The organism is Brenneria nigrifluens DSM 30175 = ATCC 13028, from assembly GCF_005484965.1.
GTDB lineage: Bacteria > Pseudomonadota > Gammaproteobacteria > Enterobacterales > Enterobacteriaceae > Brenneria > Brenneria nigrifluens.
In genome coordinates, this window is sequence record NZ_CP034036.1 from 4408218 (window position 1) to 4434367 (window position 26150).

Annotated in this window: 21 protein-coding genes and 1 other RNA gene; 9 read left to right on the forward strand and 13 right to left on the reverse strand. The window is 54.9% G+C overall.

What is annotated here, in order from left to right:
* Positions 1-94: 94 nt before the first annotated feature.
* Both rnpB and rsmI read right to left on the reverse strand, forming a co-directional pair.
* Positions 95-473: RNase P RNA component class A (gene rnpB, locus EH206_RS20645), an RNA gene on the reverse strand.
* Between the two features lie 32 nt (positions 474-505).
* A complete protein-coding gene (gene rsmI / locus EH206_RS20650; protein ID WP_009114718.1) occupies positions 506-1369 on the reverse strand; it encodes a 16S rRNA (cytidine(1402)-2'-O)-methyltransferase in 864 nt (287 codons plus the stop codon).
* Between the two features lie 61 nt (positions 1370-1430).
* Here rsmI and EH206_RS20655 point away from each other — a divergent pair, with 61 nt between their 5' ends.
* The 4 genes from EH206_RS20655 to dolP all read left to right on the forward strand — a co-directional run bounded on the left by EH206_RS20655 (position 1431) and on the right by dolP (position 5101).
* On the forward strand, positions 1431-3449 hold the full coding sequence (locus tag EH206_RS20655; RefSeq protein ID WP_009114719.1) for a penicillin-binding protein activator: 2019 nt from the start codon (positions 1431-1433) through the stop codon (positions 3447-3449).
* Complete coding sequence (locus tag EH206_RS20660) at positions 3446-3802, forward strand: YraN family protein (protein WP_198008373.1); 357 nt, start codon at positions 3446-3448, stop codon at positions 3800-3802. The genes EH206_RS20655 and EH206_RS20660 overlap by 4 nt, the downstream gene beginning before the upstream one ends.
* 122 nt (positions 3803-3924) lie before the next feature.
* The gene (diaA, locus tag EH206_RS20665) at positions 3925-4515 is read left to right on the forward strand and encodes a DnaA initiator-associating protein DiaA (RefSeq protein ID WP_009114721.1); all 591 of its coding nucleotides are present in this window, start codon (positions 3925-3927) and stop codon (positions 4513-4515) included.
* A gap of 10 nt (positions 4516-4525) precedes the next feature.
* Positions 4526-5101, forward strand: coding sequence for a division/outer membrane stress-associated lipid-binding lipoprotein (gene dolP / locus EH206_RS20670; RefSeq protein ID WP_009114722.1), 576 nt, complete (start codon positions 4526-4528; stop codon positions 5099-5101).
* Positions 5102-5170: 69 nt separating this feature from the next.
* Here the strand turns inward: dolP and mtgA are convergent, their stop codons facing one another.
* The 4 genes from mtgA to mnmL form a co-directional block, all read right to left on the reverse strand.
* Positions 5171-5905, reverse strand: a complete 735-nt coding sequence (mtgA, locus tag EH206_RS20675) for a monofunctional biosynthetic peptidoglycan transglycosylase (protein WP_009114723.1) — start codon at positions 5903-5905, stop codon at positions 5171-5173.
* Positions 5902-6555 carry an isoprenoid biosynthesis glyoxalase ElbB gene (gene elbB / locus EH206_RS20680; protein WP_009114724.1) on the reverse strand — a complete coding sequence of 218 codons (654 nt, stop codon included), beginning with the start codon at positions 6553-6555 and terminating at the stop codon, positions 5902-5904. Before elbB ends, mtgA begins: the two co-directional genes overlap by 4 nt.
* 351 nt (positions 6556-6906) lie before the next feature.
* A complete protein-coding gene (gene arcB, locus EH206_RS20685; protein WP_009114725.1) occupies positions 6907-9252 on the reverse strand; it encodes an aerobic respiration two-component sensor histidine kinase ArcB in 2346 nt (781 codons plus the stop codon).
* A gap of 115 nt (positions 9253-9367) precedes the next feature.
* Positions 9368-10297 (reverse strand): tRNA modification radical SAM protein MnmL/YtqA, encoded by a 930-nt coding sequence (mnmL, locus tag EH206_RS20690; RefSeq protein WP_009114726.1) that lies wholly within the window; start codon positions 10295-10297, stop codon positions 9368-9370.
* A 653-nt stretch (positions 10298-10950) separates the two neighbouring features.
* On the opposite strand from mnmL, the gene gltB reads away from it, so the two are divergent.
* From gltB to EH206_RS20715, 4 genes are all read left to right on the forward strand, one after another.
* Positions 10951-15411: a glutamate synthase large subunit gene (gene gltB / locus EH206_RS20695; protein WP_009114727.1), complete on the forward strand. Its 4461-nt coding sequence runs from the start codon at positions 10951-10953 to the stop codon at positions 15409-15411.
* Positions 15412-15420: 9 nt separating this feature from the next.
* Positions 15421-16839: a glutamate synthase small subunit gene (locus EH206_RS20700; protein WP_009114728.1), complete on the forward strand. Its 1419-nt coding sequence runs from the start codon at positions 15421-15423 to the stop codon at positions 16837-16839.
* Between the two features lie 160 nt (positions 16840-16999).
* Entirely contained in the window at positions 17000-17773 is a 774-nt protein-coding gene (locus EH206_RS20705) for a (S)-acetoin forming diacetyl reductase (RefSeq protein WP_009114729.1), read from the forward strand.
* A gap of 622 nt (positions 17774-18395) precedes the next feature.
* Positions 18396-18881, forward strand: coding sequence for a GNAT family N-acetyltransferase (locus tag EH206_RS20715; RefSeq protein WP_009114730.1), 486 nt, complete (start codon positions 18396-18398; stop codon positions 18879-18881).
* Positions 18882-19020: 139 nt separating this feature from the next.
* Here the strand turns inward: EH206_RS20715 and EH206_RS20720 are convergent, their stop codons facing one another.
* A complete protein-coding gene (locus EH206_RS20720; RefSeq protein WP_009114731.1) occupies positions 19021-20364 on the reverse strand; it encodes an MFS transporter in 1344 nt (447 codons plus the stop codon).
* An 11-nt stretch (positions 20365-20375) separates the two neighbouring features.
* A complete protein-coding gene (locus EH206_RS20725; RefSeq protein WP_009114732.1) occupies positions 20376-21050 on the reverse strand; it encodes an RraA family protein in 675 nt (224 codons plus the stop codon).
* A 199-nt stretch (positions 21051-21249) separates the two neighbouring features.
* On the opposite strand from EH206_RS20725, the gene EH206_RS20730 reads away from it, so the two are divergent.
* On the forward strand, positions 21250-22203 hold the full coding sequence (locus EH206_RS20730) for a LysR family transcriptional regulator (RefSeq protein ID WP_009114733.1): 954 nt from the start codon (positions 21250-21252) through the stop codon (positions 22201-22203).
* Positions 22204-22302: 99 nt separating this feature from the next.
* Here the strand turns inward: EH206_RS20730 and sspB are convergent, their stop codons facing one another.
* From sspB to zapE, 5 genes are all read right to left on the reverse strand, one after another.
* Complete coding sequence (gene sspB, locus EH206_RS20735; RefSeq protein WP_009114734.1) at positions 22303-22800, reverse strand: ClpXP protease specificity-enhancing factor; 498 nt, start codon at positions 22798-22800, stop codon at positions 22303-22305.
* A gap of 5 nt (positions 22801-22805) precedes the next feature.
* The gene (gene sspA / locus EH206_RS20740) at positions 22806-23447 is read right to left on the reverse strand and encodes a stringent starvation protein SspA (protein ID WP_009114735.1); all 642 of its coding nucleotides are present in this window, start codon (positions 23445-23447) and stop codon (positions 22806-22808) included.
* 388 nt (positions 23448-23835) lie between these two features.
* Positions 23836-24228 (reverse strand): 30S ribosomal protein S9, encoded by a 393-nt coding sequence (gene rpsI, locus EH206_RS20745; RefSeq protein WP_009114736.1) that lies wholly within the window; start codon positions 24226-24228, stop codon positions 23836-23838.
* Positions 24229-24243: 15 nt separating this feature from the next.
* Positions 24244-24672, reverse strand: a complete 429-nt coding sequence (gene rplM / locus EH206_RS20750) for a 50S ribosomal protein L13 (protein ID WP_009114737.1) — start codon at positions 24670-24672, stop codon at positions 24244-24246.
* A 233-nt stretch (positions 24673-24905) separates the two neighbouring features.
* Positions 24906-26024, reverse strand: coding sequence for a cell division protein ZapE (gene zapE / locus EH206_RS20760; protein WP_009114738.1), 1119 nt, complete (start codon positions 26022-26024; stop codon positions 24906-24908).
* Positions 26025-26150: the final 126 nt, after the last annotated feature.

The window sequence follows — 26150 nt, forward strand, 5'->3', positions numbered from 1 at the left end:
CGCTTTCTTTCATGAAAAACGTCGTGGACAGTCATTCATCTTTATTGCCTGTTCACACAGGCAGCAACCCCGCCGCAGCGGGGTTTCACAAAATTAAGGGAGTCGACCGTTAAGCCGGGTTCTGTCGTGGACAGTCATTCATCTAGGCCAGCAATCGCTCACTGGCTCAAGCAGCCTACCCGGGTTCAGTACGGGCCGTACCATGTGAACCCCTATTTGGCCTTGCTCCGGGTGGAGTTTACCGTGCCGCGAACTGTTGCCAGCCGCGCGGTGCGCTCTTACCGCACCCTTTCACCCTTACCTGATCCCGCTTTCGCGGGCCATCGGCGGTCTGCTCTCTGTTGCACTTGTCGTAGGCTTGCGCCTCCCAGGCGTTACCTGGCACCCTGCCCTATGGAGCCCGGACTTTCCTCCCCTCCGCCTGTCTCCCCCGAAAGGGACGGCAGCGAAGCGGCGACTGTCTGGTCAACTCCGGCGCGGATTGTATAGTGTTTTACCTTATGTGTCACCCTTGCTGCTGGTCGAGTGCGTACTTATACAGCGCATTCTTCTTTACGCCGTGGATTTCCGCGGCTAACGCGGCGGCCTTTTTCAACGGCAGCTCCCGTTGCAGCAGGGATAACGTACGCAACGCCTCGGCCGGCAGCGCCGCGCTATCCGCTTTATGGCCTTCCACAATCAGCACCATCTCGCCCTTGCGGCGATTTTCATCCTCTTTCACCCAGGCCAGCAGTTCTCCCACCGGCGCGCCGTAAATGGATTCCCAGGTTTTGGTGATTTCGCGCGCCAGCACCACATAGCGTTGCGGCCCCAGCACGTCGCTCATGTCCTGCAAACTGTCCAATAAGCGGTGCGTCGACTCATAAAAAATCAGGGTCCTGGGCTCTTCCAGCAGCCCGCGCAGCGTATCCGTCCGCGCCTTGGTTTTCGCCGGCAGAAAACCTTCATAGCAGAAGCGATCGGAAGGCAGCCCCGCGGCTGAAAGCGCGGTAATCGCCGCACAGGCTCCCGGCAGCGGGACAACCCGGATCCCCGCTTCGCGACAGCGGCGCACCAGGTGATAACCGGGGTCGTTAATCAAGGGCGTTCCGGCGTCGGACACCAGCGCAATGCTTTGCCCCGCCTGCAACTTCGCCAATAGCGCCTCCGCTTTTTGCTGTTCGTTATGATCGTGTAATGCGAACAGCCGCGCATTAATGGCAAAATGTTGTAACAACAGGCCGGTATGACGGGTATCCTCTGCGGCAATCAGGTCGACACGCCGCAACACGCCGAGCGCGCGTTGGGTGATATCGCCCAGATTGCCAATCGGCGTGGGGACAATGTAAAGGGTGGATGCAGAAATATCTGCTTGTTGGTCTTGATTCATTGTTTCATCCGGGTTGCCGATTTAATATTGAGCATCTTTAAAAAAAATCATTGGATACAGTATGCTTTCCTTTCTTTTCGTCCGTACCCAGGCAGGGCGCATTATTCCCGTCCTGTTGGCGGCGCTGTTTCTTGCAGGCTGTCCGGGTCAGGCGCCGCAGAGCCCGCCCCCCGAAGTTCAAGGCAGGGCCGATGCTTCATCCGATTATTATCTGCAACAGATGCAGCAGAGCGGCGATAATAACAAGGCTGACTGGCAATTACTTGCTATTCGTGCCTTATTGCGCGAAGGCAAAGTACCGCAGGCCGAGCAGCAGTTTAGCGCATTACCGGCCGCACTAAGCGCGTCTCAGCGGCAGGAACGGCAATTGCTGCGCGCGGAGCTGTCGGCGGCGCAAAGCAATACGGACGGCGCGAATGCCGCCTTGAGCCAACTGGACGTCGACGCCCTCTCCACTCAGCAGCAGTTGCGCTACCATGAGGCGCAAATCAAGGCGAATCAGGGACGTCCGTCCATCACATTGCTGCGCGCCTATATCGCTCAGGAACCGCTGTTGCAGGGCGACGCCCATCAGACCAATCTCGATCAGACCTGGCTGGCGCTGGTGCAGATGACGCCGCAGGAGTCGGGTTCATTACTGATCAACGCCAATGAAAATATTCTGCAGGGCTGGATCGATCTGCTTAATACCTATCAGAACAACCGCCAGTCGACCGACCAGCTAAAAGCGGCGCTTCAGGACTGGCAAACCCACTATCCGCGCCATCCGGCGACCAAAACGCTGCCGACGCAGCTAAGTCAGGTGGTTGATTTCCAGCAGCCGCCGGCCGGCGGCATTGCTCTGCTGCTACCGTTGAATGGTCAGGCGCAGGTGTTCGCCAATGCTATCCAGCAAGGGTTTAACGCGGCCAAAAACGGCCTGGCGACGCTGGCGCAAACCGCGCCGGCGGAGAGCGACGTTCAGCCCAACGCGCTCCCGGAGCAAAACGCCGTTGCGGAGACTAATGAGGTGGATGAACAAAGCGGTCAGGACGGTCAACCACCCGAGGAATACAGCAGCGACGTTAATGCCGTCGCCGCCGCGCAGCCTCCGCAGCCCAGTTCGCTGCCGGTAAAAGTGTATGATACCTCATCACAGCCGTTGGCTGACCTGTTGACCCAGGCGCAGCAGGACGGCGCGTCCCTGGTTATCGGGCCGCTATTGAAAAACGAAGTGGAACAACTGCCCGCCAGCCACTCTCCGCTGAATATTCTGGCGCTCAATCAGCCGGAACATGTGCAGAACAGTCCCAATATCTGCTATTTCGCCCTGGCGCCGGAAGATGAAGCCAGGGATGCCGCGAAGTTTATTCAGCAGCAGGGTAAACAGCAGCCCTTGCTGCTGGTGCCGCGCGGCGCCCTCGGCGATCGCGTCGTCAACGCCTTCGCGCAGGCCTGGAGCCAGCAAGGCGGCGGCAGCCTGTTGCAGCAGCGTTTCGGCAGCGCTTTTGAGCTAAAACAAGCCATCAACAGCGGCGCGGGTCTAAGCCTGAGCGGCCAGCCGGTCAATATAACGCCGCCGCAGGCGTCATCGGGGGTTACCGTGGGCGACCTGACCATTCCGGCACAGATAGAGCCGACGGTGAACTCCTCGATAAGCGGCAATATTGACGCCGTTTATATCATCGCCACCCCCGATGAGCTGACATTGATCAAACCGATGATCGATATGCGCACCACATCGCGCTCACGCCCGGCGCTGTATGCCAGCTCGCGCAGTTTCCAGGCCGGCAGCGGGCCTGATTTCCGGCTGGAAATGGAAGGGTTGCAGTTCAGCGAGATCCCGCTGTTGGCGGGCGCCAATCCGGCGCTGATGCAGCAGGTAACCAGCCAGTTTAAAAATGATTATTCGCTGGTGCGCCTGTACGCCATGGGAATGGACGCCTGGACCCTATCCAGCCGGTTTGGCGAAATGCGCCAGATCCCCGGTCACCAGGTGGCCGGCGCCACAGGCGTGCTGAGCTCGACGTCCGACTGCGTGATTAACCGGCAAATGACCTGGCTGCAATATCGTCAGGGACAGTTGGTGCCGGCATCCTGAACCGGCGCGCGACGGGCGCGGATTATGAACGGCAGGCACGGCGCTACCTTGAAGGCGCCGGCCTGACCTTCGCCGCCGCCAATGTAACGTTGCGCGGCGGCGAGCTGGATTTGATCATGCGCGATAGGCAAACCTGGGTATTTGTGGAAGTGCGCTACCGGCGCAATGCCGACTTCGGGGGCGCGGCGGCCAGCGTTACCCGGCAGAAACAGCGGCGCCTGCTCCATGTCGCCGCCGTCTGGCTGGCGCAGCGGGGAGCGAGCTTTGATACGGTGGACTGCCGTTTCGACGTGCTCGCCATCACCGGAAATCAGTTTACCTGGATCCCCAACGCCTTTAGCGCGCAAGGATGATACATTGCGGAGCCGACGCCGCGCGATCCCGGCGACAGACCGCGAATATTGCAGAACCAGGCTATCGACCGGCTGCCTAGGTTGTTTATTAATGGACGCTAATTAAAGTAGGTTAACTCAACGTGCTGGATAGAATAAAAATTTGTTTTACAGAGAGTATTCAAACGCAGATCGCTGCTGCGGAAGCCTTGCCGGATGCCATCTCCCGCGGCGCGGTGGCGCTGGTGCAGAGTCTGCTGAACGGCAATAAAATTCTGTGTTGCGGCAACGGCACCTCAGCCGCCAATTCCCAGCATTTTGCCGCCAGCATGATTAATCGCTTTGAGGCCGAACGCCCCAGCCTGCCGGCCATAGCACTTAATGCCGATAACGTGGTCTTAACTGCGATCGCCAACGATCGGCTGCATGAGGAAATCTACGCCAAGCAGGTGCGGGCGCTGGGACAAACCGGCGACGTATTGCTGGCGATATCAACGCGCGGAAATAGCCGTGACATAGTAAAAGCGGTAGAAGCGGCGGTAACCAGAGATATGACCATTGTAGCGCTGACCGGCTACGATGGCGGCGAGTTGGCCGGGCTGCTCGGTCCGCAGGATGTGGAGATCCGCATTCCCTCACACCGCAGCGCCCGTATTCAGGAAATGCACATGCTAACGGTTAACTGCCTGTGCGATTTAATTGATAATACACTTTTTCCACACCAGAACGATTAAGGAGCACTACATGAGGATAAGTTCTGCATTTGCCGTGCTGTCTATCGCCCTCTTATTACAAGGCTGTGTCGGCGCGGTAGTTGTCGGCAGCGCCGCGGTCGCCACCAAAAGCGCCACCGATCCCCGTACGGTGGGGACGCAGGTCGACGACGGTACGCTGGAAATCCGCGTAACCAATGCGCTGAGCAAAGATGCGCAACTAAAGAAAGACGCGCGCATTATCGCCACCGCTTATCAGGGGAAAGTGCTGCTGACCGGGCAATCTCCCAACTCGGAACTCGCCAACCGTGCGAAACAGATTGCGCTTGGAGTGGAAGGCGCGGCCGAAGTTTATAATGAAATACGCCAGGGCAACCCGGTCTCGCTGGGCACCGCGTCAATGGATACCTGGATCACCACCAAGGTGCGTTCGCAGATCCTGGCGAGCGACACGGTTAAATCTTCCAATGTGAAAGTCACCACCGAAAACGGCGAAGTGTTCCTGCTCGGGCTGGTTACCCAGCGCGAAGGCGCATCGGCGGCGGAGATCGCCAGCAAGGTCAGCGGCGTAAAACACGTCACCACCGCCTTTACCTATCTGCAATAAGCGCACCTCGCCGCCATGCTCCCATAGCCGGGGGATGGCGGCGGGATGCCTCGCGCGGCAGCGACCGGTTCAGTCTAACCGGTTCGCCCTCAGAAAGCTTTCGCCGCCGATCTGACGCATCTGGCGTAAAATCCACTGCTGACGTTGCACCACATACCCGGACGGCGCGTTCACGCGAAAACGGATGGGATTCGGCAACACCGCCGCCAGCAAAGCCGCTTCGCTGGCCGTCAGCCTGCTGGCGGGTTTGTTGAAATAACGCCTCGCGGCGGCTTCCACGCCAAAAATACCGGGACCGAACTCGGCAATATTGAGATAGACCGTCAGGATCCGCCGTTTGCTCCACACCAGTTCAACCCCGGTGGTAATCCCGGCTTCGAGCGCTTTGCGCAGCCAGCTGCGCCCGTCCCACAGAAACAGATTTTTCACCGTCTGCTGCGAGAGCGTGGAGGCCCCTCGGAGCCGTTGCGTATTACGCTCGTTATGTTTCAGCGCGGAGCTGATGGCCTCAAGATCAAGTCCCCAGTGCTGAGGGAAGCGCTGATCTTCGGCGGCGATCACCGCCAGCGCCATCACCGGGGCAATCTCATCCATGGCGACCCAGTCCGAATGCGCCACGTAGGTAAAATCACCGTTCAGCCAGGCGCTGATCTGACGCTCCGCCATCACCGCGGAAAACGGAACCGGCAGAAAAGAAAACAGCACGATCCCCGCCAGCCAGCAACCCGCCACGGCCAGCAGGACGCGAATAACCAGGCGTTTAATACCGCTCAGCAGCCCGCTGCGGCGTCGACTTGAGCTCATTCAATAAAATCCAGTACGCGCTCCACCAGCTTATCAATCCCTTTTGCCGCTTCGCTGATTGAGCCGGCAAGCATGTAGGCGGGCGTGGTGATAATTTTGTGTTCGGCGTCCACTACGATATCATCGACCGGGCAGATCACATGGATCCCTCCCATTTCTTCAATAGTTTCAGCAATATCCATATCATTACCAATGGTAATTCTGACCGCTTCCCCCAACAACTTCGGCAGCAGCGCGGGGCTGATGCAAATAAAACCAATTGGTTTGCTTTGCTTATAAATTTCCTGAGTGAGTAATTTCAGATTTTCATCAATCTGACATGCGGCCCCCTGGGTAGCAAGGTCGCTTAAATTTTTAGCCGAACCAAAACCGCCGGGCACGATCAACGCATCCAGTTGTTGCGCATCCGCCTCCGAAAGCGGCTGGATTTTTCCCCTGGCGATGCGCGCCGATTCAACTAAAATGTTGCGATTCTCATTGGTTACATCACCTGTCAGATGATTAACCACATGGAATTGCGGTTTATCCGGCGCAAAGCAAACCGTTTGCGCTCCCGCCCTGTCCAGCGCCAGTAGCGTCAGCACGGCCTCATGAATCTCCGAACCGTCATAAACACCACACCCGCTCAGGACAACACCGACTCTTTTCATCATCTTTTCCCCATTTCATTACATCAACTAATTGATTTTTTTAATTGACAAACACTAATCTACATCACACATTTTAATGATTCTTGTAACATACTTTTCTGCTTTTGCTATTTTGTTGCTTGATGAAGATGTAAGATTGATAAAGTAAAGAGTATCCGCACTTGCGAGTTCACGACCCCTGATATCTAAGATGCAGGTGCCCGTTTTCCCTGGTGTTGGCGCATAATTCGCGCACCCCGGCCTCGGTCGGGGTCATTTTTTTTTACTCGTCTCATCCATGAAACTCGTCCTGCGGGCCGCCGCAAGCGGCGTTAAAAAACACTCCCGATATTTTTTTACTCGTCATAAGCGTCATCGGTTTTTTTCCGCCTCGGCCACCCAATCCCGCAGCACCTGAACGTCATGACGCCAGTCGTGTTTAAGCTCGTCGATCCATTCCTGGACGTTATCCCACCAGGCCGGCAATGTCGGCGTCTGTATCTGCTGGGCAACCTGTTGCAGATGACGCAGCCCCACCGATCCCGCCGCCCCTTTAATCTTGTGCCCCTCTTCGGTAATGCCTTTCTGATCGCGCGCCGTCATGTTGGAATCAAGAATAGCCAGATAGCCCGGCATCATTTTTTCGAACATATCCAGGCTTTGGTGAATCAGTTTGGGCCCGACCAAATCCAGGTACTGTTCCAGCATCGCAATGTCCAGCAGGTCCTCGTTAACCATTTCGCCACCTTTTTCAGTCACCGGCTCATCGGCACGCGCGGTTTGATGATCCCAATACTGTTTGATAACCGAGGTCAACGCCGGCACCGACAGCGGTTTACTCAGCACGTCATCCATACCGGCATCCAGATACTCTTTTTTATCTTTCAGCACGTTGGCGGTTAACGCCACCAGCGGCGGCAGGGCGCGGTCGGCGTAGCGTCGGCGTATCTGGCGCGCCACGTCCAGCCCGGTCATATCCGGCAGTTGAATATCCAGCAACGCCAGGTCGAACTCATCGGGATCGAACATATCCAGCGCTTCCTGCCCGGTCATCGCCACGTCCACGCTGCTGCCCAGTTTTTCCAGCACCGAGCGCGCCACCACCACATTCAGCTCAATATCCTCCACCAGCAGAACGTGCAGCGCCGGCAGCGGCATCTCATCATCCGCATCCTGATTGCCGCCGGCCCCTTCCAAGCCTGGCGCCGTAACCGTCAGGGTGAAGCAGGAACCTTTGCCCTGAACGCTGGCGACCTGGATGTCGCCGCCCATATTTTGCGCCAGACGTTTCGATACCGACAGACCGATGCCGGTTCCGGTGGCCGGTTTGCCGCCGTGCTGGTCCTTCACCTGATAGTACATGGCGAAGATTTTTTCCAATTCATCCGCCGGGATCCCCATGCCGGAATCCTCGACCTCGAAGCGCAGACGGTCGCCTTGCTCATGCCATACGCGCACCACGATTTTTCCCTGCGGGGTGAATTTCACCGCGTTGCTGAGCAGGTTCCACAAGATCTGCCGCAGACGCGTACCGTCGGTAATGATTTTTTGCGGCAGCGGCTGGTGCGGTTCCACTATCAGCTTCAGTCCCTTGGGCTGAGCCAGCAATCCGCCCAAATTCTCCAGATCGACCAGAAAACCGGTGAAATCTATCGGCTGGTTATCCAACTGCACCTTGCGGCGCTCCTGTTTGTCCATTTCAATCACATCGTTAAAAATATTGCCCAGCGTGATGGCGCTGACATGAATGGTTTTTAAATACCTCAGCTGTTCCGCATCAAGCTGCGTATCCAGCAGGATACGGCTTAACCCGACAATGCCGTTAAGCGGCGTACGCAGTTCGTGGCTGATGGTTGAAATAAAAGTGCTCTTCTCCCTGCTGGCGCTCTCTAGCGCGTCCTGGTAACGCTTACGCTCCGTTATATCGCGTCCGAAACCCATCAGCCCGTGGCGTTTGCCCATGCGATCGTAAAAGGGCACCTTGCGTAGCTCAAAACAGGCTTTACGGCCGTCGGGATACACCAGCCACTGTTCATAGGTCAGCGACACGTTGTGACGGAACACTTTTTCGTCCGTTTCCATCACCTTCTCGGCGATATCCGGCGCATAGACATCCTTCGGCGTCAGGCCGACAAGCTGTTTCTGGCTTTTACCCACCAGCAGTTCCATGGCGCGGTTGCAGCCGGAAAACTCTTTATTTTCATTGCGGTAATAGACCAGGTCGGGAGAAGCATCAAGGAAAGAGCGCAACAACGCGGACTGCTGTTCCAGCTCCACCTGCGCCTGCTCGCGACGGGCCATCTCTTCTTTCAGCTTGCTGACCACCAGCAGGCGCGCCTCTTCCGATTTGATGCGATCGGCGATTTCCTGATTAAGCTGGGCGATATTTTCCTGTAGCTGTTCGTTCAGCTCCAGATCCCGGTGGCGCATCTCTTCCAGTTTCGCCACCAGCTTCGCCAGCCGCTGGCGCGACTCCTCCAACTGCTCCACCACGACGGAGAGAAAATAAACCGCCCACGGGGTAATCAGCAGCCCGAAAAATACCGAACGAACGACATCGATATTCTCCACTTCCCCGCTGAGCAGCAGAGTGACGGCCATCTGCACCACCATCGCCAGCAGCACCAGTACCGAAGCCAGCAGCAGTGAAAAACGGACAAGCCCCAGTTTTACCATTAAATCAACATAGTACTGAGCCAACAGGCGGATTTGCTTCATAGCGGTTTCCTTAGTCACGAACCAGCGAATCATATCGTAAAATGACCGCCGGCGCGGTGCCGGTTGCGGCAGATTCGCCACATCGTCCGCCAACGGCGCATTTTACCGGGCGGCGCTAATTATCACGGTACAGATAAGGCGTGCCCAGCGCCGATCCCTGGACGCCGTGGAGCTGTAAATAGCGATCCAGCTCGACCATGCCGGTCCAGCGATTTTCACACCACAGCGGTGCCAGCAACGTCGGGCGGCGGGCGCTGGCGGAAATGCGATGATAGACAATCTCCGGCGGCGTACGGCGGATCATCTCGCCGGCGGTCGTCACATACTCTTCCAGCGCCAGCGCGGATAATCTGCCCGCCCGCCAGGCTTTGGCCATAATACTGCCCTCCACGATATGCAGCGGATGCAGCTTGATGCCTTCCACGCCGGTTTCCACCACGCGGTCGAGCGTGGATAAGCAACGCTGCGCATCCTCGCCCGGCAGACCGACGATCAGGTGGCAGCACACCTTCAGGCCGCGCTGGCGGGCGCGACGCGCCGTCTGCTGATAGCTGGCGAAATCATGCCCGCGATTAATGCGGCGCAGCGTTTTGTCGCTGGCGCTCTGCAGGCCCAGTTCCAGCCACACCTCATAGCCGCGCTCATGATAGCCGGATAGCAAATCGAGCACCGCGTCCGGCACGCAGTCCGGCCGGGTGCCGACGCACAGCCCCACCATATCCGCCTGATCCAGCGCCGCCCGATACATATTTTCCAGCACCTGAACTTCGGCATAGGTGCTGGTATAAGCCTGAAAATAAGCCAGATAACGCTTTGCCCGTTTAACTTTGCCGGCCTGCGCGGCCAACTGCTGGGCAATGCTGCGCTGCTGCATCTGTTCATCGGCAAACGAAGCGACATTACAAAACGTACAGCCTCCCCGCCCCAGCGTGCCGTCGCGGTTCGGGCAGCTAAAACCGCCGTGCAGCGTGAGCTTATGGATCTTTTCTCCATAGCGGCGCTGAAGATTTCCACCAAACATATTGATTAATTTTTGTAATTGCATATTCTGATTAGCCCTCTTGAGGAAGAGCAGCCTACTCCGTCAGCCCCAGCGCCGCGATGACGCCGATCAATCCCCGCCGGCAGTTAAAATGAATGATTATTCGCTTTTAGTGAAAATAAACGCATATTTGCGATAATTAATTTTTCTTATCCGACTGCGCGCTTTCATTAAAAGATGACGTAAAAATGAAAAACAGTGGCATAAATCAAAAAAATCGGTCAAAGCAGTATAAGATTCCGAAAATAAGAAAAATTGCAGCATGTAGCGGAGATATTGTGATATGGCAATAGTGATACAGCTCACACTACGCCCCCATCCGATAGCTGTTAATCAGTATACTTTAGCTAAAAAAATCATTAACTTTCATAGGTATAACTAAAAATTATCCCATGCCGGCACATTTTGCACTGTTATTTGACCTGAACAGGCTTTCTCGCTAATTTGGACATCCGCTGGAAGCTTTCCCGATGAGTCCCTGACTCGTCATATTTATGCAGTAAATGAAGACTCCCTCTACAAACAAGTCATTTACCACTTGTGAGACCGTCACGAGAGGCCGAAGAAGAGAGCGGCAGGTATACGCAGCTCGACGCCAAGGTGCTTTCTCGCAGTAGGTTGTGAGAGTCACACAGAGCCCGGGGAGGTTCACTATTATGTTGTACGATGCATCCCAAGAGAGAGACAACTGTGGTTTTGGCCTAATCGCCCATATAGAAGGCGAGCCGAGCCATAAAGTCGTGCGTACCGCAATCCACGCACTGGCCCGCATGCAGCACCGTGGCGCGATCCTTGCTGACGGCAAGACCGGCGACGGCTGCGGCCTATTGCTGCAAAAACCCGATCGTTTTTTCCGCCTGGTGGCGGAAGAGCGCGGCTGGCGCTTAGCCAAAAATTACTCCGTCGGCATGATGTTTCTCAATCAGGATGAGGATCTGGCCCGCGCCGCCCGCCGGATTGTGGAAGAAGAGCTGCAAAACGAAACGCTGTCGGTGCTTGGCTGGCGCGAAGTGCCGACCAACCCGGACGTTTTGGGCGAAATCGCCCTTTCCTCGTTGCCGCGTATTGAGCAAATCTTCGTCAACGCCCCGGCCGGCTGGCTGCAAAGCGATATGGAACGCCGTTTGTTTATGGCGCGTCGCCGCATCGAAAAACGGATTGAAGACAAAGAATTCTACGTTTGCAGCTTCTCCAATCTGGTGACGATCTATAAAGGCCTGTGCATGCCGGCGGATCTGCCGCGCTTCTATCTCGATCTGGCGGATCTGCGCCTGGAATCGGCAATCTGCCTGTTCCACCAGCGTTTCTCCACCAACACGGTGCCGCGCTGGCCGCTGGCGCAGCCGTTCCGCTATCTGGCGCACAACGGCGAGATCAACACCATCGCCGGCAACCGCCAATGGGCGCGCGCGCGCGCTTACAAATTCAAAACCCCGCTGATCCCCGACCTGCAGGACGCCGCGCCGTTCGTCAACGAAACCGGTTCCGACTCCAGCTCGCTGGATAACATGCTGGAACTGTTTCTCAGCGGCGGGATGGACATCATCCGCGCCATGCGCCTGCTGGTGCCGCCGGCCTGGCAGAATAACCCGGATATGGATCCGGAGCTGCGCGCCTTCTTTGACTTCAACTCCATGCATATGGAGCCGTGGGACGGTCCGGCGGGCATCGTGATGTCCGACGGGCGCTACGCCGCCTGTAACCTGGACCGCAACGGCCTGCGTCCGGCGCGCTACGTCATCACCAAAGACAAACTGATCACCTGCGCCTCCGAAGTGGGCATCTGGGATTATCAGCCGGATGAGGTGGTGGAAAAAGGCCGCGTCGGACCGGGCGAACTGATGGTTATCGATACCCGCCACGGGCGCATTCTGCATTCGGCCGAAACCGATGACGACCTTAAAAGCCGTCACCCGTATAAAGAGTGGATGGAGAAAAACGTCCAGCGTCTGGTGCCGTTTGAAGACCTGCCGGACGACCAGGTCGGCAGCCGCGAATTTGACGATACCCTGCTGGAAACCTATCAGAAGCAGTTCGGCTACAGCGCCGAAGAGCTGGATCAGATCCTGCGCGTGCTGGGTGAAAACGGTCAGGAAGCCACCGGTTCGATGGGCGACGACACGCCGTTCGCCGTGCTTTCCAGCCGTCCGCGCATTATTTATGACTATTTCCGCCAGCAGTTCGCCCAGGTGACCAACCCGCCCATCGATCCGCTGCGCGAAGCGCATGTGATGTCGCTGGCCACCTGTATCGGTCGCGAAATGAACGTCTTCTGTGAAGCGGAAGGCCAGGCTCACCGTCTGAGCTTTAAATCGCCGATCCTGCTTTACTCCGATTTCACCCAACTGATCTCGCAGGATCAGCAACACTACCGCGCGGATACGCTGGACCTGACGTTCGAACCGCAACGGCAAACGCTGCAACAGCGCGTTGAAAAGCTGTGCGACGAGGCGGAGCACAAGGTGCGCGACGGCGCGGTGCTACTGGTGCTTTCCGACCGCGGCATCTCCGCGCAACGCCTGCCGGTGCCGGCGCCGATGGCCGTCGGCGCCATTCAGCGCCGTCTGGTGGAAAAGAGCCTGCGCTGCGACGCCAACATCATCGTTGAAACCGCCAGCGCGCGCGATCCGCACCATTTCGCGGTGCTGCTCGGCTTCGGCGCCACGGCGATTTACCCTTATCTCGCCTACGAAACGCTGGCGAAGATGGTCGATAACCACACCATTGAAAAAGCGTATCGCGCGGTGATGCTCAACTATCGTAACGGCATCAACAAAGGGCTGTACAAGATCATGTCCAAAATGGGCATATCCACCGTCGCCTCCTACCGTTGCGCCAAACTGTTCGAAGCCGTCGGCCTGCATCAGGACGTCTCGTCCCTCTGCTTTCAGGGCGTGGTCAGCCGCATCAGCGGCGCCAACTTCAGCGATTTCGAGCAGGATCTGCTGAACCTGTCCAAACGCGCCTGGCTGAAACGCAAGACGCTGGATCAGGGCGGCCTGCTGAAATTCGTCCACGGCGGCGAATATCACGCCTATAACCCGGATGTGGTCACCACGCTGCAAAAGGCGGTGAAAAGCGGCGACTACGCCGATTACGAGCACTATTCCCGTCTGGTCAACCAACGTCAGCCCGCCACCCTGCGCGACCTGCTGGCGCTGAAGCCGCAGGCGGGCGCCGCCATCTCTATCGACGAGGTGGAGCCGGCGACGGAAATGTACAAACGCTTCGATACCGCGGCGATGTCCATCGGCGCCCTCAGCCCTGAAGCGCATGAGTCACTGGCTGAAGCGATGAACGGACTCGGCGGTTTCTCCAACTCCGGCGAAGGCGGGGAAGATCCGGCGCGCTACGGCACCAACAAGGTTTCCCGTATCAAGCAGGTGGCGTCCGGCCGTTTCGGCGTCACCCCGGCCTATCTGGTCAACGCCGACGTGATTCAGATTAAAGTGGCGCAGGGCGCCAAGCCCGGCGAAGGCGGCCAACTGCCCGGCGATAAGGTTACGCCGTACATCGCCAGACTGCGCTACTCGGTGCCGGGCGTGACCTTGATTTCGCCGCCGCCGCACCATGATATCTATTCGATCGAAGATTTGGCGCAGCTGATTTTCGATCTGAAACAGATCAATCCGCAGGCGATGATCTCGGTCAAGCTGGTTTCCGAGCCGGGCGTCGGCACCATCGCCACCGGCGTAGCCAAAGCCTATGCCGACCTGATCACCATCGCCGGTTACGACGGCGGCACCGGCGCCAGTCCGCTGACCTCGGTGAAATACGCCGGCTGTCCGTGGGAGCTGGGCCTGGTGGAAACCCAGCAGGCGCTGGTGGCCAACGGTCTGCGCCATAAAATCCGTCTGCAGGTGGACGGCGGTCTAAAAACCGGGCTGGATATCATCAAGGCGGCGATCCTGGGGGCGGAAAGCTTCGGCTTCGGCACCGGACCGATGGTGGCGCTGGGCTGCAAATACCTGCGTATCTGCCACCTGAACAACTGCGCCACCGGCGTCGCCACCCAGGACGAAAAACTGCGGCGCGACCACTATCACGGGCTGCCGGAGCTGGTCGCCAACTACTTCCGCTTTATCGCGCACGAAACCCGCACGCTGATGGCGGAACTGGGCGTAAGCCGCCTGGTGGATTTGATCGGCCGCACCGATCTGCTGGTGGAGCTGGATGGCTTCACCGCCAAGCAAAACAAGCTGGATCTGTCGCCTCTGCTGCAAACCGCGGCGCCGCAGCCGGGCAAGACGCCGTACTGCACTGAAAGCAACCCGTCATTCGACAAGGGGCTGCTGAACAAGGATCTGTTGGCGCAGGCGCAGCCATACGTGGAAGCGCGGCAAAGCAAAGCGCTCTACTTTGACATCCGCAACACCGACCGTTCCGTCGGCGCCACCCTGTCCGGCGCGATTGCCGCGCAGTATGGCGATCAGGGGCTGGCGAGCGATCCGATCAAAGCCTACTTCTCCGGCACTGCCGGGCAGAGCTTCGGCGTGTGGAATGCGGGCGGCGTCGAACTGACGCTGACCGGCGACGCCAACGACTACGTCGGCAAAGGGATGGCGGGCGGCAGCATTGCCGTGCGTCCTCCGGTGGGCTCCGCTTTCCGCAGCCATGAAGCCAGCATCATCGGCAACACCTGTCTGTATGGCGCCACCGGCGGCAAGCTGTTTGCAGCCGGCCGGGCGGGCGAACGTTTCGCGGTACGCAACTCCGGCACCATCACCGTGGTGGAAGGCATCGGCGACAACGGCTGCGAATACATGACCGGCGGCATCGTCTGTGTACTGGGCCGTACCGGCGTCAACTTTGGCGCGGGCATGACCGGCGGGTTCGCTTACGTTCTTGACGAGGACGGCGAATTCCGCAAACGCGTCAACCCGGAACTGGTGGAAGTGCTGGATGTAGAACAACTGGCTATTCATGAAGAACATTTGCGCGGCCTGATTACCGAGCATGTGCAGCATACCGGTTCGCAACGCGCAGAAGAGATCCTCGCTAACTGGCCGGCATGGGCATCCAAATTTGCTCTGGTGAAACCGAAGTCAAGTGATGTGAAGGCATTGTTGGGTCACCGTAGCCGTTCCGCAGCCGAGCTGCGGGTTCAGGCGCAGTAAGAGGTCATCATGAGTCAGAATGTTTATCAATTTATCGATTTACAGCGCGTTGATCCGCCCAAAAAACCGCTGAAAATTCGTAAAATTGAATTTGTAGAAATTTACGAACCGTTCTCGGAGAGCCAGTCCAAGGCACAGGCCGATCGCTGCCTGTCCTGCGGCAACCCTTACTGCGAATGGAAATGCCCGGTTCATAACTATATTCCCAACTGGCTGAAGCTGGCGAATGAAGGACGGATTATCGAAGCGGCGGAACTGTCGCATCAGACCAACAGCCTGCCGGAAGTGTGCGGCCGGGTGTGCCCGCAGGATCGCCTGTGCGAAGGTTCCTGTACGCTGAATGACGAATTCGGCGCGGTCACCATCGGCAATATCGAACGCTATATCAACGACAAGGCGCTGGAAATGGGCTGGAAGCCGGATATGTCCGGCGTTCAATCCACCGGTAAACGCGTGGCGATTATCGGCGCAGGCCCCGCCGGCCTGGCCTGTGCCGACGTACTGGCGCGCAACGGCGTACAGGCTGTGGTGTTCGATCGCCATCCTGAGATTGGCGGCCTGCTGACCTTCGGCATCCCGGCGTTCAAGCTGGAAAAAGAAGTGATGGTCAAGCGCCGTGAAATCTTCAGCGGCATGGGCATCGAATTCCGCCTGAACACCGAAGTGGGTAAAGACGTGCGGATGAAAGATCTGCTGGATGAGTTCGATTCGGTGTTCCTCGGCGTCGGGACCTATCAATCCATGCGCGGCGGGCTGGAAAACGAAGAAGCGCCGGGCGTCTATGACGCTCTGCCGTTTCTGATCGCCAATACCAAGCAGCTTATGGGCTTCGAAGCCTCATTCGAAGAACCTTACGTCACCATGCAAGGCAAACGCGTGGTGGTGCTGGGCGGCGGCGATACCGCGATGGACTGCGTGCGGACCTCGATTCGCCAGGGCGCGACGCACGTTATCTGCGCCTATCGCCGCGATGAAGAGAACATGCCGGGCTCCAAGCGCGAAGTGAAAAACTCGCGGGAGGAAGGGGTAGAATTCAAATTCAACCTGCAGCCGCTGAGCATTGAAATTAACGAAGCCGGCAGCGTGTGCGGCGTCAGAATGGCGCGCACCGAGTTGGGCGCGCCCGATGCCAACGGGCGCCGCCGTCCTGAAATCGTCGCCGGTTCGGAGCACGTGCTGGAAGCGGATGCGGTGATAATGGCTTTCGGCTTCCGTCCTCACAAGATGGCGTGGCTGGCCGAACACGACGTCGAACTGGATGGTCAGGGCCGCATCATCGCCCCGGAAAACAGCGATAACGCGTTCCAGACCAGCAACCCGAAAATCTTTGCCGGCGGCGATGCCGTACGCGGCTCGGACCTGGTGGTGACCGCCATTGCCGAAGGGCGCAAAGCCGCCGCAGGCATTTTGGACTTCCTGGAAGTCTGACTCCCCTTGCCCGGACCGGATTTGTCGGTCCGGGCAGCATCGCGCTCCGCCGATAATCTCTGCTAATTCCCCATCCCGCCTGGCAAAATCCCGCTAAGCGTCTACCATTGTTACGTGCTTGCACGTTGATATTATTGGAAATTTAAAATTAGGAGATAACATGACGGTTAAAGTAGCGCTTATTACTGGCGCAGGTCAGGGGATTGGCCGCGCTATTGCGCTTAGACTGGCGAAAGACGGCTTTTCCATCGCCGTGGTTGACTACAACATGGATACCGCCCGTAACGTGGCGCAAGAGATTGAGCAAGGCGGCGGCCAGGCTATCGCCCTTAAGGCTGACGTTGCCGATCGGGACGCGGTTTTTGCGGCAGTCGCAGAGACCCAGAAAAAATTCGGCGACTTCAACGTCATCGTCAACAACGCAGGGATTGCGCCTTCCACGCTTATTGAAGACATTACCCCGGAAATTGTCGACCGGGTGTATAACATCAACGTTAAAGGGGTTATCTGGGGCATCCAGGCCGCGGTCGAGGCGTTTAAATCCCTCGGGCACGGCGGAAAAATCATTAACGCCTGTTCTCAGGCGGGTCACGTTGGCAACCCGGAACTGGCGGTATACAGCTCCAGCAAATTTGCCGTGCGCGGTCTGACGCAATCCGCCGCGCGCGATCTGGCGCCGCTGGGCATTACCGTGAACGGCTTCTGCCCGGGAATTGTAAAAACGCCGATGTGGGAAGAGATCGACCGTAAAATCTCCGAATCAGCGGGAAAACCCGCGGGCTACGGCACCGCCGAATTTGCCAAACGCATCACCCTGGGACGCCTCTCCGAACCGGAAGACGTCGCCGCCTGCGTCGCCTATCTGGCAGGCCCCGATTCCGACTATATGACGGGGCAGTCCTTGCTGATCGACGGCGGTATGGTATTCAGTTAATCGCTTAACCTATACCCGTCATACTTCAAGCTGCAGATGCGTTGGCTGCATTACTCGGCCCCTCCGTGGGCCCCGCCCCCTGGGGCCGCTGCAAGCAGCGTTCAAATCTGCTCCAGGCAGATTTGGCAGTCACCCGAATCACTTATCTGTGTAAGCTCATCGGGATTAAATGAGAGACATCCTGTCTCTCACCGGAGGCCAGCCGTTGGCTGGACAAATTCGTTCCCGACGAATTTGTCCTTCCCTTGCCGCCTTCCTGCAACTCGAATTATTTAGGGTATATACTTTACCCACAGCCGGGCGTCACCAGCCCGGCTGTTCTCCTTTCATTCCAGCTTTTCCCACTCCTCGCGCGGTCGGATCCCGCCTGAAATGCCTGACACCTCCGCACAGGACGGCGCTCATCGTCTAATGTCAGTCTCAGTTATAGCACATGCGGTATACTCATCTTTTCCCGTCGCCGGATTTTAAGATGATGATCAATTTTCAATCGGTATTTCCGCAGACGCCATTATCGAAAACCGAACTGACCGTGCCTGCGCCAACGCATTTTTTACAGGCTGAACGGCCGTAGCATATTGTGTATGCTGTATCTTCTTCACTGATACAGAACGGAAAAATAATGAACGTCACCATCCGCAACGCAGAAAAAAAAGACGCTGGAATCATCCTCGCCATGATTACCGAACTGGCTATTTACGAAAAAGCGCGCCATGAAGTGGTTACCGACCAACAAGGCATCGAAGACAGCTTATTCGCTCTGGACAGTAAAACCGAAGCCCTGATAGGCGAGGCGGATGGCGTCCCGGTGGGCTACGCGGTATTTTTTACCAGCTATTCCACCTGGCTGGGGCGCAATGGCATCTACCTTGAAGACCTGTACGTCACGCCGGACCGCCGGGGAAAAGGGATAGGCAAAACCCTGCTGCGTCATATCGCATGGCTGGCCGCGGAACGTAACTGCGGCCGTCTGGAATGGTGCGTACTCGACTGGAATCAGCCGGCGATCGATTTTTACCGCAGCATCGGCGCGACGCCCCAGAACGAATGGATTCGCTATCGCCTGGAAAATGAAACGCTGCACGCGTTTGCCGGGAAAAAGAAATAGTCCTGCCTCACGACGTTTAACGCCTCACCGCACGCTATCTTCTTAACCATGCGCGGTCCGTCATAACGCATAACGGACGGACCGCTTCCCACCGCTTACGCTAACGCCGGCGGAACTCCTCTTATCGTGGTCAACCTCGTCAGAGTGTTGCCTTGGTCTGTATCGGTTCGTTGATGGTCATTAGCACCAGCAAGCACAGAAACGAGCAGATAGCCATAAAACCGAATACATAACCCCAACTGAAGTTATCCAGCAGAAGTCCCGCAATTAGAGGACATGCCGCTCCACCCAGTTGTCCTCCAGTGTTGATAATGGAACCGGCAATAGGAAACACCTCTTTGGTTGTGAGCGCCATGGGATAAACCATGTAGGCGGAGAAACCCAGGTTGAACAGGATACCGGTTAACAACAGCAGTCCTCCAAGGATAATGGGATTATCTGGTGCGTTGATCAGCGTTATCATCATGACCACGGTTGCAATGGCGGAGGCCATCATCAAAGGTTTTCTGCGTTTGTTTAGCAGTCTGTCCGAGCACCATCCACCCAACAGGTTACCGATCACGGCGCCAATCCAGGGAGCGGATGCAAGCATCCCCATTTTCATTACCGAGAAGCCTTTCTCATTCATTAAATAGGTTGGGATCCATGCCAGCAAAACGTTCACGATGCCCATCATGAAAAAGTAGCCGAGCATGCTGCCAAGTACATTCCATGATTTAAAGATTTCTTTTTTGGTACTGATCAACGGAACTTCTTTAGTACGGATTATCCTGTCTAATAATTTGAATGATTTTTCGTTGGCATAGATAGGCCGCGATTTTTGCGTGTGTGCTATGACTTTTCCGGTAGGGATTTTCTCTTCAATGATATCTAATTCTTCCGGCGAGCAAAATTTACTTTCTCGTGGTGAATTGGTAACGATTAAATACCAGATGACGGAAAGAAACAGGCCCGGAATGGCAAAGAAATAGAAAACGTAATGCCAACTGTAGTGATAGATAATGATGGCACATAACGGAGGAACAAGGACCGGGCCAAATTTCGCCGCTGATAAAAAGATTGCTGTGACCAGTCCTTTTTCTGAGGCCGGGAACCAACGATTAATGGTTGACGTAATACCTATGGGTAAGGGACCTTCCGCCAGGCCCAATATAAACCTCGATACTTTTAACCCCAGAATTGAGGTAGAGAAACCAACAAAGCACGTCGCCAGCGAAGTCAATATCATTGATATTGAAAATATCTTTCTCACGCCAAATTTAGCATAGAGGAAACCACTAGGTATTTGTGCTATGGCATAGGCCAACAGAAAAAGACTGGCCAGTGCTCCCGCTTCAGTATTGGACATATGAAAATCAGATCGGATAAAGGGTAACACAACACCGATATTTGCTCTGTCAGCAGCAGCTACGGTATAAACGCAAAAGATAAGTGATGCAATGACCCAGCGAAAACGCCCTGGTTTATTATTTGTGCTATTCATTGTTTTTCCCATCAAAGATAAATACAGTTTTTTTCCAAAAGTTTTTCATCCACCCACGACATATCCCATTCGTCATTTTCTATCTGGGTTTTGATATTTTCTTCTTTTTCTGTAACGTATTTTGTTTTTTCTAATACGGATTCAAGGTCATTCTGCCTGACGACGACAGCACCATCAAGGTCTGCAACGATCATGTCCCCCGGAGTGATAACAACACCATCGATAGAAATAGGGAAATTAATCTCTCCAGGACCATCTTTAAAAGGACCGGCAGGGGTTGCCCCTAAAGCAAATACCGAAATAGGTGATTGTTGAATAAAATCCAGATCACGAACCATACCGTTGATAATGATCCCTGCAATGCCTTTTTTCATCGCCCAGCGCAGCATGAGTTCTCCCATCAGCGCATTTTTTTCACCACCTTGCCCATTTACCACAATAACATCACCTGGAGAAGCCATTCCAATAGCCTTGTAAAACAGAAGGTTATCCCCACTACGCAAATTGACCGTAAAGGCCGGACCTGCGAGTTTTAAGTCATTCAGCGGCCTGATTTTATTGCTCAGGCAGAACTGACGATTCATGACGTCGCCGATATTTGCCGCTGGTAGTTTCTTGAACTCATCTATCAAATATTTTTGTGGTCTATTAAAATATTTTTTAATCTGAAATCCATTATTTGACATAAACACTCCGATTTTACCCAATTAAAAATGTGACGCACTTCTAAAAAATGAAATTTATTTACTTTATACCCAATAAAAATAAGAGAAATTAATTATTGGTGAATTAAGGTAGTGACATATTTAATTGTCAGGCCTTTTTGTGTAAAGAGAAAATAATAAATATTAAATATCAATTATTGGAATATATGCAGGTGGAGAAATGAATGCTATCTTACTAAAAACATTTTTAACCATTGTAAAAGCAGGGAGTATCAATAAATCGGCCGAGGAACTTTTTGTTGCTCAATCCACTGTAACAAAAAGATTACAGGTACTTGAAAATGAATTAGGATTTGATCTATTTGAGCGAAATAAGGGTATAAGAGAAATAAAACTGACAGAGGCAGGTAGTTCTTTCCTTGAGATTGCTGAGAAATGGTATGACTTTTTTCTGGAAATAGAAACGATAAAATCCAATGAATCGAGAATAAACATTACAATAGGATGTCTCAATAGTATTAATTTCGCAATCTTTACTCCTCTTTACCGAGCGCTTATTAACCATGAAAGCAAAATGAATGTGAAAATCGTGACAACGCACTCTATCGATATTTTTGGTTTGATTGAAAAACGAATAATTGATGTTGGGTTCTCTTTCTCGGATTTGAAATCTCAAAACACCATGAGTTTTAAACTATACAGTGAGCCTATGGTCGGGTTGTGTCTTCCAAGCTCTATTCTGGCGGGAAAAGAAGAAGTTAAGCTTGAGCAACTTCAGGTTAAAGATGAGTATTATGTCCGCTGGGATGAGGATTTTGAACGCTGGCATATGCAAGGGTTTGGGCGTATTCATGGTTTTAATGCTCAGTTTGATAACGGTCATCTGATCATGAACTTATTATCACATGGAACAGACTGGGCTATTGTCCCCAGTTCTACGGCTTTATTTGCCCAAAAACAGCACGGATGCGTATCCTTTCGTCTGGCTCAAAACTGTCATCCGCCCAGTAGAGTGGTTTATATGGTTATGCATAAAAACCAGAAGAAAAGTACGCAGAAAGGCGTGGCTAAACTGGCTGCTTTATTACATGAATTATCTGGATTGTTAGCGAAAGAAATACCGGACATCGAGTTTTATACCCAAAATATTATTGAGAGTTTGGAAGTTGGTTGAGTATCAACTAAAGATTATTTTTCTGATGGTTATGATTTTTCAGTATCTCATGAGACATGAAAAAGGGCACTGTCAGTGTGCCCTTAATAAATCAGGGACTTATTTAACCACCCGCAGTGACGGTCTTCTTCCCTTGGGAGGCTGCGGCGGATCGTCATCGGGATTATCATTTTCATCCGATGCGTCCGGATTATTGTCGACGATCGACATCACCGTACTGGCCGTGACGTCCTCATCCTGAAAATCGTCGAGTTCGCCCGTCGATTCATAGGCGGGCTCAGGCTCAAACATCGTGCCGGCGCCGTTCTCCCGGGCGTAAATCGCCAACACCGCCGCCATGGGTACAGACACCTGACGCGGCACGCCGCCGAAACGGGCGTTAAAGCGCACGCTGTCATCAGCCAACTCAAGACCGCCAACGGCTCGGGGTGCGATATTCAGCACAATCTGCCCGTCGCGGGCAAATTCCATCGGGACCATAACACCCGGCAGAGTAATATCGACCACCAGATGAGGCGTCAACTGGTTATCCAGCAGCCAGTCATAAAAAGCCCGCAACAGATACGGACGACGCGGAGACAGTTGAGACAACGCCATGTTGTTTAACCTCTGGTTTGCAAACGCATTTCACGTTCTGCTTCCGTCAGGGAAGCGAGAAACGCATCACGCTCAAATACGCGCGTCATGTAGCCTTTCAATTCTTTCGCACCAGAACCGCTCAATTCAATGCCTAATTGCGGCAGGCGCCATAACAGCGGGGCCAGATAACAATCCACCAGGCTGAACTCTTCGCTCATAAAGTAAGGCGCTTCGTTGAACACAGGCGCAACCGCCAGCAGTTCTTCACGCAACTGTTTACGAGCGCTATCCGCGTCCTGAGCGCTGCCCTGTATGATTTTCTTCAGCAGAGAATACCAGTCGTTCTCAATGCGGTGCATCATCAGACGGCTGTTGCCGCGCGCCACCGGATAGACGGGCATCAGCGGCGGATGAGGAAAACGTTCATCCAGATACTCCATGATAATCCGTGATTCATAGAGCGTCAGTTCCCGATCGACCAGCGTCGGAACCGAACCATAAGGATTGAGGTCAATAAGATCCTGAGGCAGATTATCCAGGTCTACCTGCTCAATCTCGACACTCACCCCTTTTTCCGCCAGTACGATGCGGACCTGATGGCTAAAAATGTCGGACGGACCAGAAAACAGCGTCATTACCGAACGTTTGTTGGCAGCGACAGCCATGAAAACCTCCAAGTTTATCGAGAAAATACGGCGAATAACCGATCTGCTAATGTTCTGCGAGCCAATATTCTGCGGTTTTGTCGCTCGATATCGGAAAAAGCGACTCGCTGGGAAACAGGCACAAAAGTGTCGGTTAGTTTATCAGATTTTGTTCGTTCTGTGGGGATATAAGCGCAACCTCATCGTTAACCCACGGAAAATAAAGATTATTTTTTCAACGCGTATCGCCTGTGGGCTATCCCGGTCCGCCATAAAAAATCGCCGGAGCGATTTTAAACGTCGCCCCGCGACGGCCCAAAGGGTGGCGGGCAGGGATAGCCCGCCATAAAAAAACCCGGCGACCAGCACCGGGTTTTTCGCATTGATTTCGCTGCAACGCAGCAGGAAATTAACGCTTGGAGAACTGAGGACGGCGGCGTGCTTTACGCAGACCGACTTTCTTACGTTCAACCTTACGAGCATCGCGAGTCACGAAGCCTGCCTTACGCAGTTCGCCACGCAGAGACTCATCATACTCCATCAGCGCGCGGGTGATACCATGACGGATCGCCCCGGCCTGACCGGAGATACCACCACCCTTAACGGTGATGTACAGGTCGAATTTACCAACCATGTCGACCAGTTCCAGCGGCTGACGAACTACCATGCGGGCAGTTTCACGACCGAAGTACTGTTCCAGACTACGCTGGTTGATAACGATATTACCGCTGCCCGGTTTGATAAACACGCGAGCGGCGGAGCTTTTGCGGCGACCAGTGCCGTAGTATTGATTTTCAGCCATTGCCTATAATCCCGATTAAATGTCCAGAACTTGCGGTTGCTGTGCCGCGTGATTGTGCTCGGTGCCCGCGTAAACTTTCAGCTTACGGAACATGGCACGACCCAGCGGGCCCTTCGGCAGCATGCCTTTAACCGCGATTTCAATCACGCGCTCAGGACGGCGGGCAATCATCTCTTCAAAGGTCGCTTGTTTGATACCACCGATGTGGCCGGTGTGGTGGTAATAAATCTTGTCAGTACGCTTGTTACCGGTTACGGCAACTTTATCTGCGTTCAGGACGATGATGTAATCACCCGTATCAACGTGCGGAGTGTATTCCGCTTTATGCTTGCCGCGCAGGCGACTAGCCAGTTCAGTTGCGAGGCGACCCAAGGTCTTACCGCTCGCGTCAACAACGTACCAGTCGCGTTTTACGGTTTCTGGTTTAGCTGTAAAAGTTTTCATTAAAAGCTTACCCAATAATTAGTTACACGCAGGTGTTCACCTAAACGCTAAAAACAGTCGAGGCTCACACGACCATCAAGTCCAGCAAACCTACCCCTTCGAATAGCCATTGCCGGCACTATAAAGTTTTTGGGAAAAAAACTTTGTTGTAACGTGGGGTCGCAGGATTATAGAGAAGTCGCCGACAAAGATCGACCTTTTTCGTCGCCGGAGCGGGAAAAACCGCCGCCCTTTTACGCCAGATGCTGCTGGCGCAGATACTCCTCGCTCTGCATTTCCTGCAGACGCGATAAACAGCGCTGGTACTCAAACTTCAGGCGCTCTCCCTGATAAAGCTCGAACATGGATACCTGCGCGGAGATAACCAGTTTAATCCGCCGCTCGTAAAACTCATCCACCAGCGCCAGAAAACGGCGGGCGGTATTCTCCTCCGCGCCGCCCATCGCCGTAACGTTGTGCAGCAGTACGCTGTGATAAAGGCGCGACAAGACGATGTAATCGTTCTGGCTGCGCGCCTGTGCGCACAGCGTGGTGAAGTCGACGGCCAGCACGCCCTCGCTCGCGCCCAGGGTGGGCAAAGGGTGATGATTTATCTCCAGGACCGGGCCCGGCGTCACCCACGGCTGCCCCGACAGGCGGGTAAACATCTGCCGCATCGTCGCTTCCGTCTGCGCGCCAAGCGGCGTCAGATAGAGATGGGCCTGCGTCAGCGTCCGTAAGCGGTAATCAATCCCCGCGTCGACGTTACGCACTTCGCAATGCTGCTTGATCAGTTCAATCGCCGGTAGAAAACGCGCCCGCTGTAGGCCGTTGCGATACAGTTCGTCCGGCGGAATGTTCGAGGTGGCCACCAGGGTGATGCCGCGGGAAAACAGCGCGCGCAGCAACTCGGCCAACAGCATGGCGTCCGTAATGTCGCTGACGAAAAACTCATCGAAACAGAGCACGTCCGTTTCGGCTTTAAAGCCATCGGCGACCTTTTCCAGCGGGTTTTCCAGCCCCTGGAGCTGGTTCAGTTCCTGGTGCACCCGCAGCATAAAGCGGTGAAAGTGCAGCCGCAGTTTTCGCTCCGTCGGCAAACTGTGGAAAAACAGGTCCATCAGCCAGGTTTTGCCGCGCCCCACGCCGCCCCACATATATAGCCCTTGAACCGGATCCGCGACGCGTTTATCGCTTAATCCCAGCCACGCGCGCCATTTTCCCTGCCCGCCGGCGGAGCGCGCCGCGCGCTCGCACAATGCCTGATGGATGGTCTCCAAGCGCGCCACGGTTTGATGCTGTACTTCGTCGGGCTGATATTCCCCGGCTGACAGCGCTTGCCGGTAAAGCGCCAACGGTGTTGTTTGCTGCATAATGATCGCAATCCCTGAGAAAAAATTTAATCGTGTTTTGTTGCGCGTTGCCGTCGATTTGAGTCGTAATCGTAGCAGTTAACCACCTTCATGCCAGATATCGGCCAACATTACCCTAAGCCATCG

What these genes read in the sequence shown, in the direction of transcription:
- sspB (WP_009114734.1), bottom strand. Translation starts at nt 22,800, where the DNA reads ATGGCGTTGTCTCAACTGTCTCCGCGTCGTCCGTATCTGTTGCGGGCT.
- arcB (WP_009114725.1), bottom strand. Translation starts at nt 9,252, where the DNA reads ATGAAGCAAATCCGCCTGTTGGCTCAGTACTATGTTGATTTAATGGTA.
- EH206_RS20725 (WP_009114732.1), bottom strand. Translation starts at nt 21,050, where the DNA reads ATGTCAAATAATGGATTTCAGATTAAAAAATATTTTAATAGACCACAA.
- EH206_RS20700 (WP_009114728.1), top strand. Translation starts at nt 15,421, where the DNA reads ATGAGTCAGAATGTTTATCAATTTATCGATTTACAGCGCGTTGATCCG.
- sspA (WP_009114735.1), bottom strand. Translation starts at nt 23,447, where the DNA reads ATGGCTGTCGCTGCCAACAAACGTTCGGTAATGACGCTGTTTTCTGGT.
- elbB (WP_009114724.1), bottom strand. Translation starts at nt 6,555, where the DNA reads ATGAAAAGAGTCGGTGTTGTCCTGAGCGGGTGTGGTGTTTATGACGGT.
- EH206_RS20655 (WP_009114719.1), top strand. Translation starts at nt 1,431, where the DNA reads ATGCTTTCCTTTCTTTTCGTCCGTACCCAGGCAGGGCGCATTATTCCC.
- mnmL (WP_009114726.1), bottom strand. Translation starts at nt 10,297, where the DNA reads ATGCAATTACAAAAATTAATCAATATGTTTGGTGGAAATCTTCAGCGC.
- EH206_RS20705 (WP_009114729.1), top strand. Translation starts at nt 17,000, where the DNA reads ATGACGGTTAAAGTAGCGCTTATTACTGGCGCAGGTCAGGGGATTGGC.
- EH206_RS20715 (WP_009114730.1), top strand. Translation starts at nt 18,396, where the DNA reads ATGAACGTCACCATCCGCAACGCAGAAAAAAAAGACGCTGGAATCATC.
- EH206_RS20720 (WP_009114731.1), bottom strand. Translation starts at nt 20,364, where the DNA reads ATGAATAGCACAAATAATAAACCAGGGCGTTTTCGCTGGGTCATTGCA.
- dolP (WP_009114722.1), top strand. Translation starts at nt 4,526, where the DNA reads ATGAGGATAAGTTCTGCATTTGCCGTGCTGTCTATCGCCCTCTTATTA.
- rpsI (WP_009114736.1), bottom strand. Translation starts at nt 24,228, where the DNA reads ATGGCTGAAAATCAATACTACGGCACTGGTCGCCGCAAAAGCTCCGCC.
- zapE (WP_009114738.1), bottom strand. Translation starts at nt 26,024, where the DNA reads ATGCAGCAAACAACACCGTTGGCGCTTTACCGGCAAGCGCTGTCAGCC.
- rplM (WP_009114737.1), bottom strand. Translation starts at nt 24,672, where the DNA reads ATGAAAACTTTTACAGCTAAACCAGAAACCGTAAAACGCGACTGGTAC.
- EH206_RS20730 (WP_009114733.1), top strand. Translation starts at nt 21,250, where the DNA reads ATGAATGCTATCTTACTAAAAACATTTTTAACCATTGTAAAAGCAGGG.
- rsmI (WP_009114718.1), bottom strand. Translation starts at nt 1,369, where the DNA reads ATGAATCAAGACCAACAAGCAGATATTTCTGCATCCACCCTTTACATT.
- gltB (WP_009114727.1), top strand. Translation starts at nt 10,951, where the DNA reads ATGTTGTACGATGCATCCCAAGAGAGAGACAACTGTGGTTTTGGCCTA.
- mtgA (WP_009114723.1), bottom strand. Translation starts at nt 5,905, where the DNA reads ATGAGCTCAAGTCGACGCCGCAGCGGGCTGCTGAGCGGTATTAAACGC.